Origin of the sequence: Clostridium pasteurianum (genome assembly GCF_001705235.1) — a bacterium.
Classification (GTDB): domain Bacteria; phylum Bacillota; class Clostridia; order Clostridiales; family Clostridiaceae; genus Clostridium_S; species Clostridium_S pasteurianum_A.
Genome location: NZ_MCGV01000001.1, coordinates 873,579 through 891,259, shown reverse-complemented (window position 1 = coordinate 891,259; position 17,681 = coordinate 873,579). Strand labels below are relative to the sequence as shown.

At 29.2% G+C, this 17,681-nt stretch carries 21 protein-coding genes; 20 read left to right on the top strand and 1 reads right to left on the bottom strand.

What is annotated here, in order from left to right; translation table 11 throughout:
• The first annotated feature begins 53 nt into the window (after nucleotides 1–53).
• The 20 genes from BEE63_RS04130 (at nucleotide 54) to BEE63_RS21565 (ending at nucleotide 16,776) form a co-directional block, all read left to right on the top strand.
• On the top strand, nucleotides 54–512 hold the full coding sequence (locus BEE63_RS04130; protein WP_081312462.1) for a YdeI/OmpD-associated family protein: 459 nt from the start codon (nucleotides 54–56) through the stop codon (nucleotides 510–512).
• An 85-nt stretch (nucleotides 513–597) separates the two neighbouring features.
• Nucleotides 598–1,770: an AI-2E family transporter gene (locus tag BEE63_RS04125; RefSeq protein WP_242874679.1), complete on the top strand. Its 1,173-nt coding sequence runs from the start codon at nucleotides 598–600 to the stop codon at nucleotides 1,768–1,770.
• A 298-nt stretch (nucleotides 1,771–2,068) separates the two neighbouring features.
• Nucleotides 2,069–2,524, top strand: coding sequence for a LytTR family DNA-binding domain-containing protein (locus BEE63_RS04120; protein ID WP_066020174.1), 456 nt, complete (start codon nucleotides 2,069–2,071; stop codon nucleotides 2,522–2,524).
• Nucleotide 2,525: 1 nt separating this feature from the next.
• Complete coding sequence (locus tag BEE63_RS04115) at nucleotides 2,526–3,230, top strand: LiaF transmembrane domain-containing protein (protein ID WP_066020173.1); 705 nt, start codon at nucleotides 2,526–2,528, stop codon at nucleotides 3,228–3,230.
• A 365-nt stretch (nucleotides 3,231–3,595) separates the two neighbouring features.
• Nucleotides 3,596–6,655: a cellulase family glycosylhydrolase gene (locus tag BEE63_RS04110; RefSeq protein WP_066020172.1), complete on the top strand. Its 3,060-nt coding sequence runs from the start codon at nucleotides 3,596–3,598 to the stop codon at nucleotides 6,653–6,655.
• Between the two features lie 267 nt (nucleotides 6,656–6,922).
• A complete protein-coding gene (locus tag BEE63_RS21165) occupies nucleotides 6,923–7,876 on the top strand; it encodes an RHS repeat-associated core domain-containing protein (RefSeq protein WP_081312461.1) in 954 nt (317 codons plus the stop codon).
• Nucleotides 7,877–7,892: 16 nt separating this feature from the next.
• Nucleotides 7,893–8,987 carry a tetratricopeptide repeat protein gene (locus BEE63_RS04100; RefSeq protein ID WP_066020171.1) on the top strand — a complete coding sequence of 365 codons (1,095 nt, stop codon included), beginning with the start codon at nucleotides 7,893–7,895 and terminating at the stop codon, nucleotides 8,985–8,987.
• A 60-nt stretch (nucleotides 8,988–9,047) separates the two neighbouring features.
• The gene (locus BEE63_RS04095; protein ID WP_066020170.1) at nucleotides 9,048–9,344 is read left to right on the top strand and encodes a hypothetical protein; all 297 of its coding nucleotides are present in this window, start codon (nucleotides 9,048–9,050) and stop codon (nucleotides 9,342–9,344) included.
• 29 nt (nucleotides 9,345–9,373) lie between these two features.
• The gene (locus tag BEE63_RS21570; protein ID WP_157797095.1) at nucleotides 9,374–9,523 is read left to right on the top strand and encodes a hypothetical protein; all 150 of its coding nucleotides are present in this window, start codon (nucleotides 9,374–9,376) and stop codon (nucleotides 9,521–9,523) included.
• A gap of 410 nt (nucleotides 9,524–9,933) precedes the next feature.
• Nucleotides 9,934–10,545 carry a hypothetical protein gene (locus BEE63_RS04090; protein WP_066020169.1) on the top strand — a complete coding sequence of 204 codons (612 nt, stop codon included), beginning with the start codon at nucleotides 9,934–9,936 and terminating at the stop codon, nucleotides 10,543–10,545.
• Between the two features lie 67 nt (nucleotides 10,546–10,612).
• A complete protein-coding gene (locus BEE63_RS04085; RefSeq protein WP_066020168.1) occupies nucleotides 10,613–11,008 on the top strand; it encodes a hypothetical protein in 396 nt (131 codons plus the stop codon).
• Between the two features lie 98 nt (nucleotides 11,009–11,106).
• Nucleotides 11,107–11,577, top strand: a complete 471-nt coding sequence (locus BEE63_RS04080) for a hypothetical protein (protein ID WP_066020167.1) — start codon at nucleotides 11,107–11,109, stop codon at nucleotides 11,575–11,577.
• Nucleotides 11,578–11,700: 123 nt separating this feature from the next.
• Nucleotides 11,701–11,868: a hypothetical protein gene (locus BEE63_RS22065; protein WP_242874677.1), complete on the top strand. Its 168-nt coding sequence runs from the start codon at nucleotides 11,701–11,703 to the stop codon at nucleotides 11,866–11,868.
• Nucleotides 11,846–12,187 carry a tetratricopeptide repeat protein gene (locus BEE63_RS04075; RefSeq protein WP_242874676.1) on the top strand — a complete coding sequence of 114 codons (342 nt, stop codon included), beginning with the start codon at nucleotides 11,846–11,848 and terminating at the stop codon, nucleotides 12,185–12,187. Before BEE63_RS22065 ends, BEE63_RS04075 begins: the two co-directional genes overlap by 23 nt.
• A gap of 234 nt (nucleotides 12,188–12,421) precedes the next feature.
• The gene (locus BEE63_RS04070; protein ID WP_242874675.1) at nucleotides 12,422–13,105 is read left to right on the top strand and encodes a HEAT repeat domain-containing protein; all 684 of its coding nucleotides are present in this window, start codon (nucleotides 12,422–12,424) and stop codon (nucleotides 13,103–13,105) included.
• A gap of 547 nt (nucleotides 13,106–13,652) precedes the next feature.
• Nucleotides 13,653–14,855 (top strand): RtcB family protein, encoded by a 1,203-nt coding sequence (locus BEE63_RS04065; protein WP_066020166.1) that lies wholly within the window; start codon nucleotides 13,653–13,655, stop codon nucleotides 14,853–14,855.
• Nucleotides 14,856–14,901: 46 nt separating this feature from the next.
• Complete coding sequence (locus tag BEE63_RS04060; RefSeq protein ID WP_081312460.1) at nucleotides 14,902–15,348, top strand: DUF2691 family protein; 447 nt, start codon at nucleotides 14,902–14,904, stop codon at nucleotides 15,346–15,348.
• Between the two features lie 77 nt (nucleotides 15,349–15,425).
• Entirely contained in the window at nucleotides 15,426–15,884 is a 459-nt protein-coding gene (locus tag BEE63_RS04055) for a DUF2691 family protein (RefSeq protein WP_066020164.1), read from the top strand.
• A gap of 249 nt (nucleotides 15,885–16,133) precedes the next feature.
• A complete protein-coding gene (locus BEE63_RS04050; RefSeq protein WP_066020163.1) occupies nucleotides 16,134–16,328 on the top strand; it encodes a hypothetical protein in 195 nt (64 codons plus the stop codon).
• 43 nt (nucleotides 16,329–16,371) lie between these two features.
• On the top strand, nucleotides 16,372–16,776 hold the full coding sequence (locus tag BEE63_RS21565; RefSeq protein WP_066020162.1) for a hypothetical protein: 405 nt from the start codon (nucleotides 16,372–16,374) through the stop codon (nucleotides 16,774–16,776).
• A gap of 44 nt (nucleotides 16,777–16,820) precedes the next feature.
• On the opposite strand, the gene BEE63_RS04040 is transcribed toward BEE63_RS21565, so the two are convergent.
• On the bottom strand, nucleotides 16,821–17,573 hold the full coding sequence (locus BEE63_RS04040; RefSeq protein WP_066020161.1) for a DeoR/GlpR family DNA-binding transcription regulator: 753 nt from the start codon (nucleotides 17,571–17,573) through the stop codon (nucleotides 16,821–16,823).
• Between the last annotated feature and the right edge of the window lie 108 nt (nucleotides 17,574–17,681).

The window sequence follows — 17,681 nt, the reverse complement described above, 5'->3', positions numbered from 1 at the left end:
TATAATTTTTATTGAGCAAAATAATTAAAAAACAATGTTAGGGAGTGAATTTATTGAAGCAGGAATTTAAAGCAATTATAAAACAACATGGGGATAAAGATGCGGCTTATGTTGAAATACCTTTTGATGTTAATGATGTGTTTGGCTCAAAACGTGTTAAAGTAAAAGCAACATTTAATGGTGTAGAATATCGTGGCTCAATTGTAAGAATGAGTGGCTGCTATATGCTTGGCATAACAAAGGAAATTCGAAATAAAATTGGAAAGAGATTTGGTGAAGAAATATTTATAACTTTGGAAAAGGATGAGGAGAAACGTGTAGTAGAAGTTCCTGAAGATTTTGTAGCGGCTATAAATAAAAATGAAATAGCTTCAAACACCTTTCAATCCTTTTCGTATACAGATAAGAAGCGATATGTAGTTTGGATTACTTCAGCTAAACGTGAAGCAACCAGAAATGAACGTATTGCTAAGGCAGTTACTTTATTATCAGAAGGAAAAAAGCTAAAATAAATCGCAATACAGTAATTTCGACCAAATGATATTTATTTTAATTGTTATTATTTTAAATTTATTATATGATATAAAGTATCAGTTTATGAAAGGAAGTGATAGTATTATGGATCTAGAAAAGAAAATTAGGGATAAAACTGCTGTTTTAATAGTTATGGCATTTATACTATATATTGTTTTTAATTATGGTAATAATGTTACTGGTATATTAAATTATGTGTACAAGTTATTGTTTCCATTTATTTTAGGAGGATGTATTGCATTTATTCTTAATATACCAGTTACATTTTTATCTAAACAGCTATCAAAGTGTAAAGAAAAAGGTATAGGAAAATTAATTAGAAAATGTAATAGAGGTATTAGCATAGTAGCTTCATGTATTTTTATAGTAGGTATTATAACTTTGATTTCTTACATTATTATACCTAATATTATTGAAACAATTAAAATTTTGCCAAATGCCTTCAATAGCTCATCAAAAGCATTTGAGAAATGGCTTGACAGTAATACATGGTTAGCTAACAATGCCATGAATTTAATTAACAATATTGGCATAGACTGGAATAAAATTTTTAATGGCATAAAATCAGGTGTTCTTAAAGGTGCTAGTTCAGTTGTACTATCAACCTTAGGAGCAGCAACGACTTTTGCAAGTGCTACTGTAGAATTTATATTAGCATTTATATTTTCTATATACATACTAGCACAAAAGGAGAAATTAGGTACTCAGTTTAAAAAAATATTATATGCCTTTATGAAAAAAGAAAAAGTAGACTCAATGATAGACATATTAAAGCTTACAAGTAAAACATTTTCAAGTTTTATTACAGGTCAGTTCACTGTAGCTGCGATTTTAGGATTTCTGTTCTTTGTTGTAATGAGCATTTTTAATCTGCCATATGCTATGGTTATAAGTATATTAATTGGTTGTTTTTCTATTATACCTGTGTTAGGTTCAGTTATTGGATTTGCTTTAGGTATGTTATTTATTTTAATGGCTAATCCCGCAAAAGTGATTGTTTTTGTAATTATTTATGCAGTAATTAAACAATTAGAGGATAATTTCATTTATCCGAAAATTGTTGGTGACTCAGTGGGACTTCCATCTATATGGGTACTAGCTGCTATAACGCTAGGAGATAAAGTATTAGGTGTTATAGGTATGCTTATATTTGTTCCATTATTTTCAGTAGTTTATGTCTTGCTCCGTAAGGAGGTTTATATGAGGCTAAACAAGAAGCATTTAGAAGTGGAATAGATTGTGGTGAGATTGGAATACGGAAAAAATACATGTAAGGTTAACTGAAATCTAAAGTGGAAATATAGAGAGTTAAGAAATAGAATATAAAAAAATTTTAGTGGTGTGAAAAAAGTGCAGAATTAAGCACTTTTTTTCTTTGAATTTTATATTCATAATGAAGAGTTTTTTATTATATGTGTTTAATGTAACATCATTATAAAAATATACCACTTAAAAGCAATAAATAACCACTTACCGTTGTTATATTTACAATAGAAAAGATAGTTAATATAATAAAAATGTGGGGAGTGAAAATATGAAATTACGGATTGAATTAGATAATAAAATAAGGGAAGACGAAGTTATTATAAGATGTAGTGAACTTACAGAAGAGATTAAAAATATTCAAATTATGCTGGATGATATGCTGTCTTACAAGAAACGTATAACTTTTTATAAAGGTGATACTGAATATTATATTTCTTTTGAAAAGATACTATTTTTTCAAACTGAAGGAAATGGTATTTGTGCACATACCATTGACAATATATATAATGTGAAATATAAGCTTTATGAACTTGAAGAATTTTTACCAGGATATTTTATGAGAGTTTCAAAATCAACAATCCTAAATACAAATCATATTTACTCCATAAAGCATAGTATAACATCTTCTAGTGTAGTTGAATTTCAAAATACGCACAAACAGGTATATGTTTCGAGATATTATTATAAACCACTCAAAATAAAATTATTGGAAAAGAGGAAATGATATGAAAAAAGAAAGAATTTTTTGGGGAGTCTTATTTATATTAATAGGTATTTTCTTAATTATAAGTAAACTCGGATATTTTCATAATGTGAATGTAGTTAGCTTGATATTAACGATTTTTTTAGTGATAATTATTGTGAAAAGTGTGCCTCATCTTAACTTTGCAGGTATTTTATTCCCTATAGCATTTATATGTATTATATATGATAAGCAATTGGGAATTACAAGTATTACGCCATGGACGGTATTGATTGCAGCATTACTTGGAAGTATTGGGTTATCTATGATTTTTCATAAACATGTAGAATGGTTTAATTTTCATAGTAGATGCAATTATGGAGATTATAAATTTGAAAAAGTTGATGTAAATGATGGAAAATGTGTTAGATTTAAAACTTCATTTGGCAGTAGTATGAAATATATAAATACAAATGATTTTGAAGAGGCAGATCTTGAGTGCTCTTTTGGTTCTATGAATGTGTATTTTGATAATGCAGTTATGAGCAATAATAATGCAGTGGTTAGAATCAATGTTTCTTTTTCAGGAATGGAATTATATATACCTAAAAGCTGGAGAGTTGTAAATAAAACTAAAGTATTTTTAGGTGCCATTACTGAAAAGAATAGAAGTAGTGATACTACAACAAACACTTTAACATTAGTTGGTGATGTTAGTTTTGCAGGAGTAGAAATAATTTATATTTAAGAATATAATAAGCTAAATATAAGCAAGCGTAAAAACTGCTAATGATCAATATATTTAAATGATCGTTAGTAGTTTTTATACTTTTAAATTAAATATTTTTGTAATGAAATTTATATTTTTTAATGTAATACATTTTTTTTATACTTATTTTAAGTAAAAACGAACTTTTAAGTGAATAAAGCTGTAAGATATAGTGTTATAAATAATGTTTTGATAATCAATGAAGTATAGTGATTATCGAGTAATACGAGAATAATGGGAAGTTTTACCTTACAGGGATGTTATGGTAATATAGTATATAATTGTAGTATGAGTAAATGCGTTTTTTTACAATTACTATAAAATATACGAAGGGATGATTTATTATGAGAAAGAAAAAACGAATAACAGCACTATTGACGTCTTTAGCAATGTTATTCACATGTGCCATTTCTAATACTTCATTAAAAGCGGATACAACAGGGGAATCTATCTACACAACAAAGGGTGAGGCAACAAAAATTTATGCAAGTGCTTTTGCACAAAATACTAGCGATGACTGGGCATGGATGGATATAGGAGATACTGCTACCTTAGCGTATCAAGATGTGACTAATCTTAGTGGTGTCAACTCTACTAACGCTCTTGCAAAGGTAAATGGTAATGCAAATTTTGGTATAAATATTTCTGATGGAAATCTAGCGGTAGGGGATTCAAGTACGTTAAAATTCCATATTGGTACAGTTACAATTAAAGCTACAGGTTATGATGATGTTGTAGTTAATCTAAATAAAGATTACTCAGAATCATATACTGCGGAGAAAGCTAGTTGGGGAACTACTGGAAATACTACGCAGGTTTTATTAAATGACTATATTCCAAAGGATACGACAGCCAAAGCAGCTTATCTTCAAAAGATTACTAGTGTTAAAGCTGATATTACTTTGTCCGATTATCAATATACAAAAGCAGCACCAGTTACACCAACTAATGGAAAAGATATATATACAACAAAAGGGCAGAAAACTGATATTTATGCTGATGCCTTTGCTCAAAATACTAGTGATGATTGGACATGGATGGGCTTAGGAGATGCAGAAGCTCTTTTATATAAAGATGTTTTAAACATGCAATCTACTGGTACTTCTGCATTTGACAAAGTAAATAGTACTGCAAATTTCGGTATAAATGTTGTTGATAACAATCTTGGCGATGGAGATTCGAATATATTAAAGTTCCATGTTGGTACTGTTACAGTTAAGGCCAATGGATATGATGATATTGTTGTTAATTTGAATAAGGATTATTCAGAACAGAATTCTGCATCAAAAGTTTCTTGGGGAATTAATGGAAATAACACACAAATTCTATTAAATGATTATTTACCAAAGGATGCAACAGCAAAGGTAAATTATTTAAAGAAGGTTACTAGTGTTTCTGCTGATATTACATTGTCAGATTATCAGTATATTAAAGCACCATCACAAGAATCAGAATTTCCTGCTGGCTATAAGCATCCAACAACAATGAGAGGTCTTTCTTCTATGGATTTAGTAAAAGATATGAAGGTTGGTTGGAATTTAGGAAATACTTTAGATTCTAAAGGTGGAGAAACAGGATGGGGTAACCCTAAAACGTCAATGAAAATGATTGATGAAATAAAGAAAGCTGGATTTAATACAGTTCGTATTCCAGTAAGATGGGATGAAAATTATACTGATGCTAACGATACTATTAATTCAGATTATATGAAGCGTGTTGAAACAGTTGTAAATTATGCTTTAGCTAATGATATGTATGCAATTATTAATATTCACCACAATAAAATACAGGGTGAAATGAATGCAGCTGATGAAGATGCTGTTATTAATGAAGGAAGCCTTGTATGGAAGCAAATTGCAGATCATTTTAAAGACTATAGCGATAAATTAATATTTGAAACAATAAATGAACCAAGAAATGATGAAGATTGGACAGGTAAGGAAGAATATTATAAGGTTGTAAATGACTATAATGCAAAAATGCTTTCTGTAATTCGTGCAACTGGTGAGAATAATGCTAAGAGACTTGTAATGATGCCTACTTACTGTGCATCATCAGATTATGCTAAGGTTTCCGCTATGGTAGTACCAAATGATCCTAATGTTGCAGTATCTATTCATGCTTATATACCATACAATTTTGCTATGAATGTAGATACTACTAAAGGAGCTTATTCTACCTTTGGTGATACTGATAAAGCATTTATTGATAAAACTTTTAGATTATTAGATAAAACATTTGTACAGAAGGGAATTCCCGTAGTTTTAGGCGAATTTGCTGCTACAAACAAAAATAATTTACAGGATAGAGTTAACTATGCAAAATATTATGCACAGACAGCAGCTAGTTATGGAATACCATGCTGTTGGTGGGATAATAATGTTGCTGTGGCTAAGTCCACGGATAGTGGAACTGATGTAATGGGAATTTTCGATAGGAAAACTCTTAAATGGGTATATCCAGAAATTGCACAAGCATTGTTAGATGGTTACAGTAATCCAAAGAATATTAGTAATTATGATGACAATTTAATGTTTAGTGGTACAGCAACTTCTTCAAGTTGGGGACAAGCAGTTTCATTTAATTATGGTTTGGATTTTGTGGATGATGACTTTTCAAATAAATTAGCAATAGCTGTAGATTACAAAAGCACAAATGCACCTCAATTAGTTTTAAGAGGAGATCAAACAGCTACAAACTGGGTAAGAGTAAGCCCTTCAATAACTAAAACCAATGGAACTACAAGTACTGCATATTTTACTTTAAATGATATGATAAGTGCATATAAAAAAGCTCTTTCGAACTATGATACTTATGGTAAGGTTCTACCAGGAATTCAAAGCATCATAGTTGGAGATCAGGGTGCGGATTTAACAGTAACAAAAGTTTACAAAATATATGTACAGAAGTTAGAACAAAAAGTAAGTGACTCAACTATTTCATATACTAATAATTCATCAGATAAAACAGAAGACATTTCTGTAACTCTACCTACAGATTTACAGAAAGTAGTAGATGCTGGAATTTCAACTTCTACAATGAGTTATAAGAGCAGTGATGAGACAGTTGCAAAAGTATCTCAAGATGGAAAGATAACAGCAGTAGGAGATGGAAAAGCAACAATTACAACAGCAGTAACAGCAGGAGAATCAAAAGCATCTTTCGAAACAAGAGTAATAGTGAAAAATTCTAATATAACTCTTTTAGGCGATGTAAATAACGATGGAGTAATAAACGTAAATGATTTAATTTTGCTTAAAAGATATCTCAAAGGTGCAAGTGTAAATATTGATATGACAGCAGCAGATTTAAATGGAGATGGCACTGTTAATGTTCTTGATGTAATACTTATGAAGAAGTATTTGTCAGGAAAGATAACCTCATTTCCAGCATCTGCAAAATAGTATTTAATACAAAATTTATAGCGTTTACTATTAAACCCCCGTCTAATTATGGACGAGGGTTTTCTTGGTTTTGCAATTAATGAAGTAATAGTAGAGAAAACAGGCCGTGAACTAGGTATGTAGGTAGTAAATTGTGGATACGCAATGCAAACCGGAAGGATAAACTTACTAATTACAATGACAGAAGTATGATATCAGTGAAACTATTGTGAAATTTAATTTATAAATGTACAAAAATCACAATTTTCAAGTGATTATTGTGCATTTATGAATTTAGTTGAACTAGTTTCACGATACGATGCTATAGGAAATCCGTTAAACGATGGAGTATACAGCTACACCTGGGAAATGGGAAGACAGCTTGCAGGAATGTCGGGAAATGGACAGAATATAACATATAAATATAATGACAGTGGCATAAGAACAGAAAAAACTGTAAATGGAGTTGCAACAAAATATATACTGGATGGAAGCAATGTAATCTACGAAACAGATGGAACAAATAAGATATATTACACCTATGATAGTGCAGGCAAACTATTAAGTATGAACTTAAATGGAACGGAATATTACTACATTAGAAATGTTCAGGGAGATGTAATAGGATTAATTGACAAGGCAGGTACTCAGGTAGTAAGTTATACCTATGATGCTTGGGGAAAATTAATATCTATAGATGGAAGCTTAAAGGACTCAGTAGGAAAGTTAAATCCTTATAGATATAGAGGATACAGATATGATAGCGAGACGGGACTCTATTATTTGCAGAGTAGATACTATAATCCTGAGATGGGGAGATTTATAAATGCAGATGATATAGAAGAACTGAAAAATGAAGATTCAGATTTACTAGATTATAATAGATTTGCTTATTGTAGTAACAATCCAGTAAATAAAATTGATGATAATGGACATTTTGCGTGGGCATTAATATATTTTGTGCCTGGAATTGGTCAGATTGCATTTGGAGTAACAGTAACGGCGTTTTTAGCATATGGAACCTATAAAACATCATCTTGGGCAAAACATAGAATTATGTATGCTAAACGTAAAAGCGTTCAAAATATACCTATAGGAAGAGCTAATAGAAAAAAACAGGGACGAGAAGTAAATGAAAGAAAGAGAAAAAACAAAAATTTTAAAACAAGAAGTAATAAAAATCCAAATAGACCTATGAAAAAGCATACTCCATCAAGGAAAGGGCATAGTAAATATTTTTAAGGAAGAAGGGTATTGTATGATTCGTGGTGGATTAAGAATTAGATATGAAAGTCATATGGATTTGCAATTAAAAGATATAATTATTGAATTTGCACGATGGCTTAGGAAAAAATACATCTTTCCAATACGACTTACTATATATATTAGGTATGAATATAAAAGTAAGGCAAATAATAGCGACAAGTTTTTAGCTTCATTTCTTGAACCAGATAGTGAAAAATATAATCCTCATATTAGAGTAGAAGTTAAAAATCATAGAGATGATGTAGATGATACTAATGAATTTAGGAAATATATATTAATATCTATAGCTCATGAAATAATTCATTATATGCAGTGGATAAAAAAAGTGGATTTTTGTGAAAAGGAGGCGGAATATAAATCTGAAAAATTAGTACAATTATTTATAAAAGAAAGATTTTATGATTTGACAATAACCCATAAAGTAAAAAAATTATTGGAATTAGCTGATAAAAGATGTGAAAAAGGAAAATTTGATGAAGCGATTTCAATTTATAATCAAGTTATGAAAATTGGTTGTTATGATAATGGAGGTATATATAATTCTGTTGCATATTGCTATGATTGTATAGGAGATTATACTGAAGCATTAAAATATTATGATATGGCATTAAAATTGAATAGTAAAGATAGTACAATATACATTAATAAAGGATTTGCACTTCAGTCACTTGAAAGGCATAGAGAAGCAATAGAAAATTTTGATAAATCAATTGAAATTATGCCTAGTAAAGAGGCTTATGTATTTAAAGCCGATTCAGAAGGAAGGTTAAAACAATTTATGGAGGCTATAAATTGTTGTGATGAAGCTTTAAATTTAGATTTAAATTATGATATAGCGTATAATATGAAAGGACAATTTCTATATGTTACCAAAAGATTTAATGAGGCGAAAAGAATATTTTTAAAAGCTATTTCTATTAATTCTAATTATGCAGATGCCTATTATAATTTAGCCCTGACATATGCAAAGCTGGATGACTTCAAAGCATCAATGGATTACCTTAAAGTAGCAATAAAAATTGATAGGCAATACATAGTATATGCAAAGGAAGAAGACATCTTGAAAGATTATAACTTAAAATTATAGAGTTTTAGTTTTTGCTATTTTTTATAATTGAATAATTATACGAGAAGATGGTGGAATATTATGAAGCTAACTTTAAAACAAGCATATATGTCAATGTTTTATTATCTTTGTAGCATATGGAATAAAGTAAAGGATGATAAAACTATATATAATATAGATGATTTTAGTGCTTTCATGGGTGGTATAAATCCATTTTTATTTAAAGGAAGTATGTCTGCTGATCCTGCTGCCTGGGAGGATTGGATATCATGTGTTAATAAAATTGAATCCAATAATAGTGAAGAAATAATGCTTACGAGCGTAGAAGCATTTGATTGTATGATATCATTTGTTAAATTTTATATAGATGATTTGTAGCTTCAGGGAGCGATGATAAAAGTAAACTTATGAGATATTGTCTTAAGGATGGAACTATATCTCAAGCAGACTGCATATCTGATGCTGGCTATATTATAGATACAATAAAAATAGTTAATGGTTATTGGTACTATAATACAAAGGACAATAAAATTAGATGCGTTAAACTGGCGAAATAGATAAAATTTAAGGTTATGGATATGATGAATTTTTTCAAGTAGATGAAAAGACATTATCACATGAAATACTTTTTGCATCGGGGGCCACAATTCTAATTTATTTTGAAAAGATTTCAATTAAAAAAGTGAAAAATTAATTATAATAATATGAGTTTTTGAAATTAAGGATAGCAGAGACAATTTTAGTCGCTGCTATTCTTTTTTAGCAACATCTATTTATGCCTATTTATAAATGTAATATAATGTAAAAACTTTAATGCATTATTGTATATTAAGGAATGAAATGGTATATTTAAAGAGCATTAGATGAAAAAAGTTTTGCAATATTTTCTGTTGATAAAAGTGGGAATAAGTGTTTAAAAATAGTAGATGGAAAAAATGTAAAAGATTCTAATCTATTTGGCTATTTTATGGTACAAGATAATAATATATATTTTGATGATTCTATGTCGGTGTACTTGTTTGATATGTCATCTGGAAAATTAAAGCTTTTGAATGATGATGTTGAACAGTTTAAGATAAATAATGGATACATGTTTTATATAGATCATGCTCAAAAAACATTTACTATATACAAGGAAAATATAAATGATATGAAATCTCAAATTATTCTAGGTAAAGGAGTATCAAAACCAAATAAAGGTATATATTACGGTTTTGATTTTATAGGCAGTGATTTATATTTTCTTAAACGTATACCGGATAGTACTTACGAGCATTGTGCTAATGCACTATATGCCTATAAGAATGGAAATGAAATACTTATGAGAAAAAATAATAATGAGGGCATAGATGAGGAAATGGTGGTATATAAAAAAGAATTATATTTTGCAACAGATGATTCTAGTAACAAAACTACGCTTTGGAAATATTCTAATAAGGATAATACTATGTCTAAAGTAGCTTGCCTAGAGTCGTCTAAGCTATATAGTTATTTTATCTGGAATACAGTAAAAATAGTAAATGGATATTTATATTATTACACAAAGAATTATAAACTTAGGTGTGTCAAATTAAACTAGTGAGAAAATTCATAAGTATTTTAAATGAAAGGAAAACATAATAAATTTTTTATGTATGGTGTGGAATATGAAGCTAACTTTAGAACAAGCATATATGTCAATGTTTTATTATCTTAATAGGATATGGGATAAAGTAAAGGATGATAAAACTATATATAATATAGATGATTTTGGTGCTTTCATGGGTGGTATAAATCCATTTTTATTTAAAGGAAGTATGTCTGCTGATCCTGCTGCCTGGGAGGATTGGATATCGTGTGTTAATAAAATTGAATCCAATAATAGTGGAGAAATAATGCTTACTAGTGTAGAAGTATTTGATTGTATGATATCATTTATTAAATTTTATATAGATGATATGAACTTTAATCTTAATTGGCTAATTGAGTTTATTTATAGAGAAAAGAATATATGTAAAAAAGATAATATTATTGATGAATGGATGAAAAATATCTTACGCTAATTGGAATAGAAGCAGGCGTGCCATTTGGATCATAAGGAATGATTGTAGGAGAGGTAACGCCGGATGAAATAAATATTGAATGGGATGTGAAATAGAGTATGCAAATATTTAGTGATGATTTGATAGAAGAATATGTAGATTGGCAAAAAGCAAATCCTAATAATTTTACTTGGTGGAGTTATGTTAATATGAAAGCTGACATAAAGACTGCTTTGGCTTTTAGCAAGTTTTTTTATGCGGAATTAATGGAGATAGATGGATATATTTTACTGAAAGATAATTTTGATTTTGATAGGTACTTAGGCTGGAAAAAGTTTTGTAAAAATGATAAAAATTCAATCGAAAGAGTTATGAATACCTATGAGGTTAGAGACTTTTTCCACATAAATACTGATTATGATGATGATAACATAGAAGAACAAATTGAAGCACTTGGTGAAATGTTGAAGTTTTTCTGGTCATTAAGTTTTAAGCAGCAGTTCCCAAATAGAAATATTGTTGTTGAATTATATGAAGACGAAGTTTTGTGTATAACTGTTTTTGAGAATGTTGTAGAAGATACTAATTAGTAAAAAGTATATAATTAATTAAAAAAATATAAGAAGCATTATAAATGCAGATGGAATTGCTGTGATAACTGGGGAAGCAAAATGATAAAAACTATGAATTGAAGGGGTTAAAAAATAAAAAGTTTGATGAAATTAGATATAGATAAATATTATGAAAAAGGTGAAAAATACTATTTAAATCAGGATTATAATAAAGCATTGAAATATTTTAAAAAAGGTTATGATATGAGCGAACATGAGGATTTTTTAAATTACATTGGATGTTGTTATGAATCTTGGTGTATGTTTTAGCCGAGTAAATAAATACAAAGAGGCAATTGCAGAGTTTGATATTTGTTATGCTCAAGATAATATGTATCAAGATTCGCTGTTTAATAAAGCCATAGCATTACTTTGTATGGGACGATACATTGAATCATTATATACATCGTTAGATTTATATAAAATTAATCCTAAGGATATTGAAAACCTATTAAATATTGGGGAATGTTATTATAGACTTGGTAACTTGAGTGATGCTGAGAGTCATTTTAATGAGGTATTGAAGAGTGATTCTCTAAATAGTAAAGCAAATAAATTTTTAAAGAAGATACATGCCAAAAATAAATAGGGGATATATACTTTTCAGTAACTAATGAACAAAATATGGATATATTCTGTATAGATAAGAAAGGAAAAAATATTTTAATGTATTTTATGTGGAAGACATTCCTGATATGGATCAGTTGCTATATTATAGGTTTATAGTGAGTGGAAATAATATGTATATTAGCTCAGGTATTGCGGTGTACTTGTTTAAAATCACGGACCATGAATTAAAGCTTTTATGTAATGAGGTGTTAATATGAGTAGTAGAGTAAATATTGAAGATATGAATCTAGATGAAAAATTAAATAAAATAGACGAAATTGAAAATAGAAGTAAATTTAATAAAATTGATTTTGAAGTTTTAGAAAAATTTTCTCATGATATCAATGACGAAGTACGATCTAAGGTAGCAGAGGTTTTAATATTTACAGATAATAAGCAAGGAGAAGAAATATTAATCGATTTATTAGATGATAAGGACGAATTAGTACGAACAAATGCATGTGATTCGCTTTGTATCAGTAAATCAGAGAATGTTATTAAATTATTAAAAAATAAGATTTTAAGAGATAAAAGTAATTTAGTTAGAGGATATGCTGTAGCATCATTAGTTGATATTGTTATTGCAATGGATTATAAAATTGAAGATATGAAAATGTTTTTTATAAATGTACTTCTTAGAGAGAAAGATAATTGGGTAAAAATTGATGTTTATAGAGGGCTATATATGTTGGGGGATGAAAGGTACTTAAATAAACTAATAAATATTCTAAATGATAGAAATTATAGAAATAGATGTTCAGTTGTTAATATATTAGGAGCATTAATTTGTAAAGAAAACTTTAATGTAATTACAAGTGCACTTGAAAATAAGTTTCAAGTAGAGAAGTCTGAGGCTGTAAAATCTTCTATAGAAGATATAGTTACTAAATTAGAGTAGTGCTGGATGTGCGTTTATAATGACATTAATTTCAATGAATATAACATCGTATATAGGAGATGAAAAATCAGGGGATATAGGTATAAAAAAGAGAAAAAATCCATATAAGCATTAAATAATGAAAGTTTTAGAACTGGTACATATTTATGCCACAAGTATAATGACAACCTCAGAAATCTGTGATATATTTATAATAGTAAGAAAAGATAGGACGCATAGGTTCAGAAAGGAAACATGAATGATGATTACAGCAATTAATATAAAAGATTACCTTAATAGCGAACGTTATGATGAGACACTGGGAAGTCAACAGGGTCTGAATTTAATATGCTCATATAAGGTAAGAAAAAATAATTGTCTGTATGTTTGTTAGCCTGAATACTATTGTATCATTGCATATATATTGGATTTTTATAAACCGCTTACCTTGAATAAAGGGTAGGCGGTATTTTTATGTTTAATTAGTTAAATCAGGTTAACTTAGGTTTTGTAAGTTAAAATCTCATAGAGTCATTCTACTAGCAGAAGTAATAAGGAGGATATTAAAATGTTTGAAATTAAAGGAAAGATAAATACAGCATTATGTTATGCAAAAGTAGTAGAGGATGAGGCAATAGAGCAGATTAGAAGAATGTGTGATTATGAATTTACAGCAGGAAGTAAAATTCGAATTATGCCAGATGTTCATGCGGGTAAAGGCTGCACAATTGGTACAACTATGACAGTTAATGATAAGGCAGTTCCCAATATTGTAGGTGTAGATATTGGATGTGGTATGTATACTATTAATCTAGGAAAAGCAGATATTGATTTTCAAAAACTTGATGAAGCAGCACATTTTGTACCATCAGGCATGAATGTATGGGAAGGAAGGCAGGAGAGATTTGATCTGACAGAACTTTGCTGTTATAGAAGTTTAAAAAACACTAAACGATTGGAACGAAGCATTGGAACTTTAGGTGGTGGCAATCATTTTATTGAGGTTGATGAGGCACAGGATGGCACAAAATATCTTGTAATACATACTGGCAGTAGAAATCTTGGAAAACAGGTAGCTGAGATTTATCAGCAGCTAGCGATTGATTTGAATAAAGGCAAAGAAACATATTTTAAGAAAAGAGATGCCATTATAGCAGAATATGAGGCAGCAGGAAGACGAAAAGAAATACAGTCAGCGTTAGAAGATATTTGGTGGAGTAAGAAAGAGCCTACAATGCCTGAGGATTTATGTTTCTTGTATGGAAGGTATTTTGAGGATTATTTGCATGATGTGGAAATCTGCCAGAGATTCGCAAAACGTAATCGTGAAAAAATAGCGGAGGTATTACTACAAAGAACTGGAATGATTGGAAGTGAAGCTTTTCATACTATTCATAATTATATTGATATAAAGGAAATGATTTTACGTAAGGGTGCAATTGCAGCACATGAAGGTGAAAAGGTATTGATTCCTATCAATATGAGAGATGGAAGTGTGCTTGCTGTAGGAAAGGGGAATCCAGAGTGGAATAATTCTGCACCACATGGAGCAGGGCGTATTATGTCCAGAAGAAAAGCAAAGGAAAGCTTGAAACTAGAAGAGTACAAACATGTGATGGAAGGAATTTATACAACTTCTGTAAATGAGGCAACTCTAGATGAAGCACCAATGGCATACAAATCTTTGAATGATATTATTAGTGTTATTAGTGATGCTGTAACAGTTATTGATGTAATGAAACCAATATATAATTTTAAGGCTTGCGACTAGGAGTGGCTGTTTTTGCCGGTGCAAGAATAGAAGGGGAAGCTCAATTATGCGAGGGATTAGTTTTAAAACCAAAGAAAGCTATGGAAACATATTATGTGGGATTCTATTTGGAATTGATGCTAATAAATTTTGCTGGTATATTTCAGAAGATGAGATATATGATGAAAAAGATAAACCAATATTTGAAAAAGGTTATGTTGATGGGGCAACTTTTTTGAGAAAAATACAGGAAAAAAGTTATATGGTTATGTTTGCTAATATAAAAGCATATCCTTCAGGGTGCAAACCTATTGATGTTAAGAATTATGATGAATTTGTAAAAAGTAAATGTGAATTAGTAATTCTATGTTCAGACCTATATTATTATGAAATATATGCAAAGGATACTTTAATGATTGAGACTATTAAAAATAATGCAATAAAAAATGGTATGTATGATATAGAATATATTACTAAAGAGAATGATGGAAGAACTGTTTTTAGTGTTTTATAATTGGTGGTAGAACATAAGTTTAAAAAAGAGGTGTTTGAAAATCAAACATATTATTGTATTTGGGGAGAAAATTCAGGATGATTGGATTAGATATTAAAGTTAAAAATGAATATAACAATTATATACATAAAATTTTTGATGGTATTGATTTATCTAATTATATGTGTCAGATAAATTTTGATGACTCTTTATATTTACAAAATGGTAAAATAGGACAAGACATTTTTAAAACCAATATTTTAAATGGGGATGTTTTTTTGAAATGTATACCAAAAGATGAGTATTATATAATATTTTCTGATATAAAAATATATCCTATAGATAGTAAGTTTGATGAAATTAAGACATTTGAAGATTTTATGAAAAGCAATTGCCAAATGGTTTTTCTTTGTACGGACTCAACATTTATTCAATTTTATAGTAAAGATGAAGTTGCATTGGATAAAGTATATAGTAATTGTATAAATAATAATTTTGAAGATATTAAATATATAGATGCCGAAGATGCACTAAAAAGAAATTTAATTGCTTGGTGAAGGTGAAATAAGCTTTTGGTCTGTAGGTTTTAATATGTATATAAGAAAGCAACCATTATTACAACAATCTCAGAAAATTGAGTTTGATAAAAGGGGCGGAATATCGTTTAAGATGCTTTAAAAGATAGGATTCAATTTGTAAAGAAATACTGGACATATAATATTCCATTAAATAGAAAAGAATGTCCTTGCATTATTTGGTATAAGGTTGAAGGTGTTGAAGAAATTATTGAAGCATTAAGAGATGATTTGTACTGTTTTAATTGTGTCATATTAAAAAGAGGTAAGAAATTAGAAGATGCATCATATGTATTAGATTTCAATGAAGAAATAGACTTCAATAGTTTAAGTATTAGAGAGAAGAATAAGGGAGAGTTTATCAATAAAATTCTTCCTGAAATTGAATTATATTTGAATGAAAAACTACAAATTATAGAAAAATAAAAGTAAAAATTAAATTGGGCTTTTGTAATATAAGGAGACTTTTATGGATAAAGAATATGAAATAGATATAGTGAGAGCATTTTTTAATAAGCACTGTCAAGAAAGAATATCATATGAACTAGCTAGCAAAAATAAGCGTTATAATGCAATAGGTAGGTTGTGTCATGATTTTCAAGAAGTTTTAAAACTTAATTATATGATAAAAATTGAATGTTTGGATTATAAAGATGTACTAAAAGAAATGAAATATTATGGAGCGCTTAAAACATGTTATGTAATTTCATATAATAAAATTGTTGATGGAATGTGTGTGAAATTAGATGAAGCATTAAAAAACGTTGTTGGATATGGAATGCCATCACTAGTGGTTTGCGTGCCAAATAAATTGGCTTATTTTGAGTCAGAACAATTAGAGGGTGCACCTCCACGTTATATACTACAGAAGTAGTACATGGGAGTTTAGTTACTCATTATGAATATAGCATGCTTTAATTAATATAAATAGGTTATATTACTAAATTTATTCATAAACGATTCAGGAAGTTCTTTTTCTGAAATTATATAATTTAAATTTGAAATACTTGTTACTTTGTATGGAGCAATTGAATCAAAACGATTATAAGGACATAGGAATACTTTTTCGCTTGAATGGGACAGCATTATTTTACGGATAGCTGTCTCATTTTCATTAGTATCGGTAATAATGCCAGCTTTTGATAATGCAGCAGAAGCGAAGAAGAACATATCTACATATATATTGTTTAACATTTCGGCGGCGAAGGGACCTATTGTAATGACATTATTGCAGTCTGAAATTAAGCCACCTATGCAGTATGTGCGCACGTGCTTAGAAGCTAAAAAATGTGCCAAGCCAATGTTATTTGTAAATACAGTTAAATCCATATCGGATGTTAAAAATGTTCCAAGATTAAAAGTGGTTGACGAACTGTCAATAAAAATAGTAGCCTCGTGTTTTATGAGTTTTGATGCTGTTTTTACGATAGTCATTTTTTCACGTTTGTTTTCTTGAATTCTTATGGAAAATGGCGCCATGCCTGGCTTGGCTGAAAGTAAAGATGCTCCACCATGAGTTCTTTTTACAAGTCCGCGATTTTCTAAATCCGTCAAGTCTCTGCGTATGCTAGAAGGACTGGTAAAAAGTTTTTGAGATAAATGCTCTACTGTAGCATAGGTTGTTTCTTTGAGTAATTTCATGATTTCTTTTTCTCTTTGAAGGTTGCTCATATAGAGTGCTCCTTTCAATATAAAATTGTGCTCATTTATGACCGAATTTCATAATTGCCGCCAGGTATTGACCATATGAGCATTATTTTATATTATACTCTCATAAAT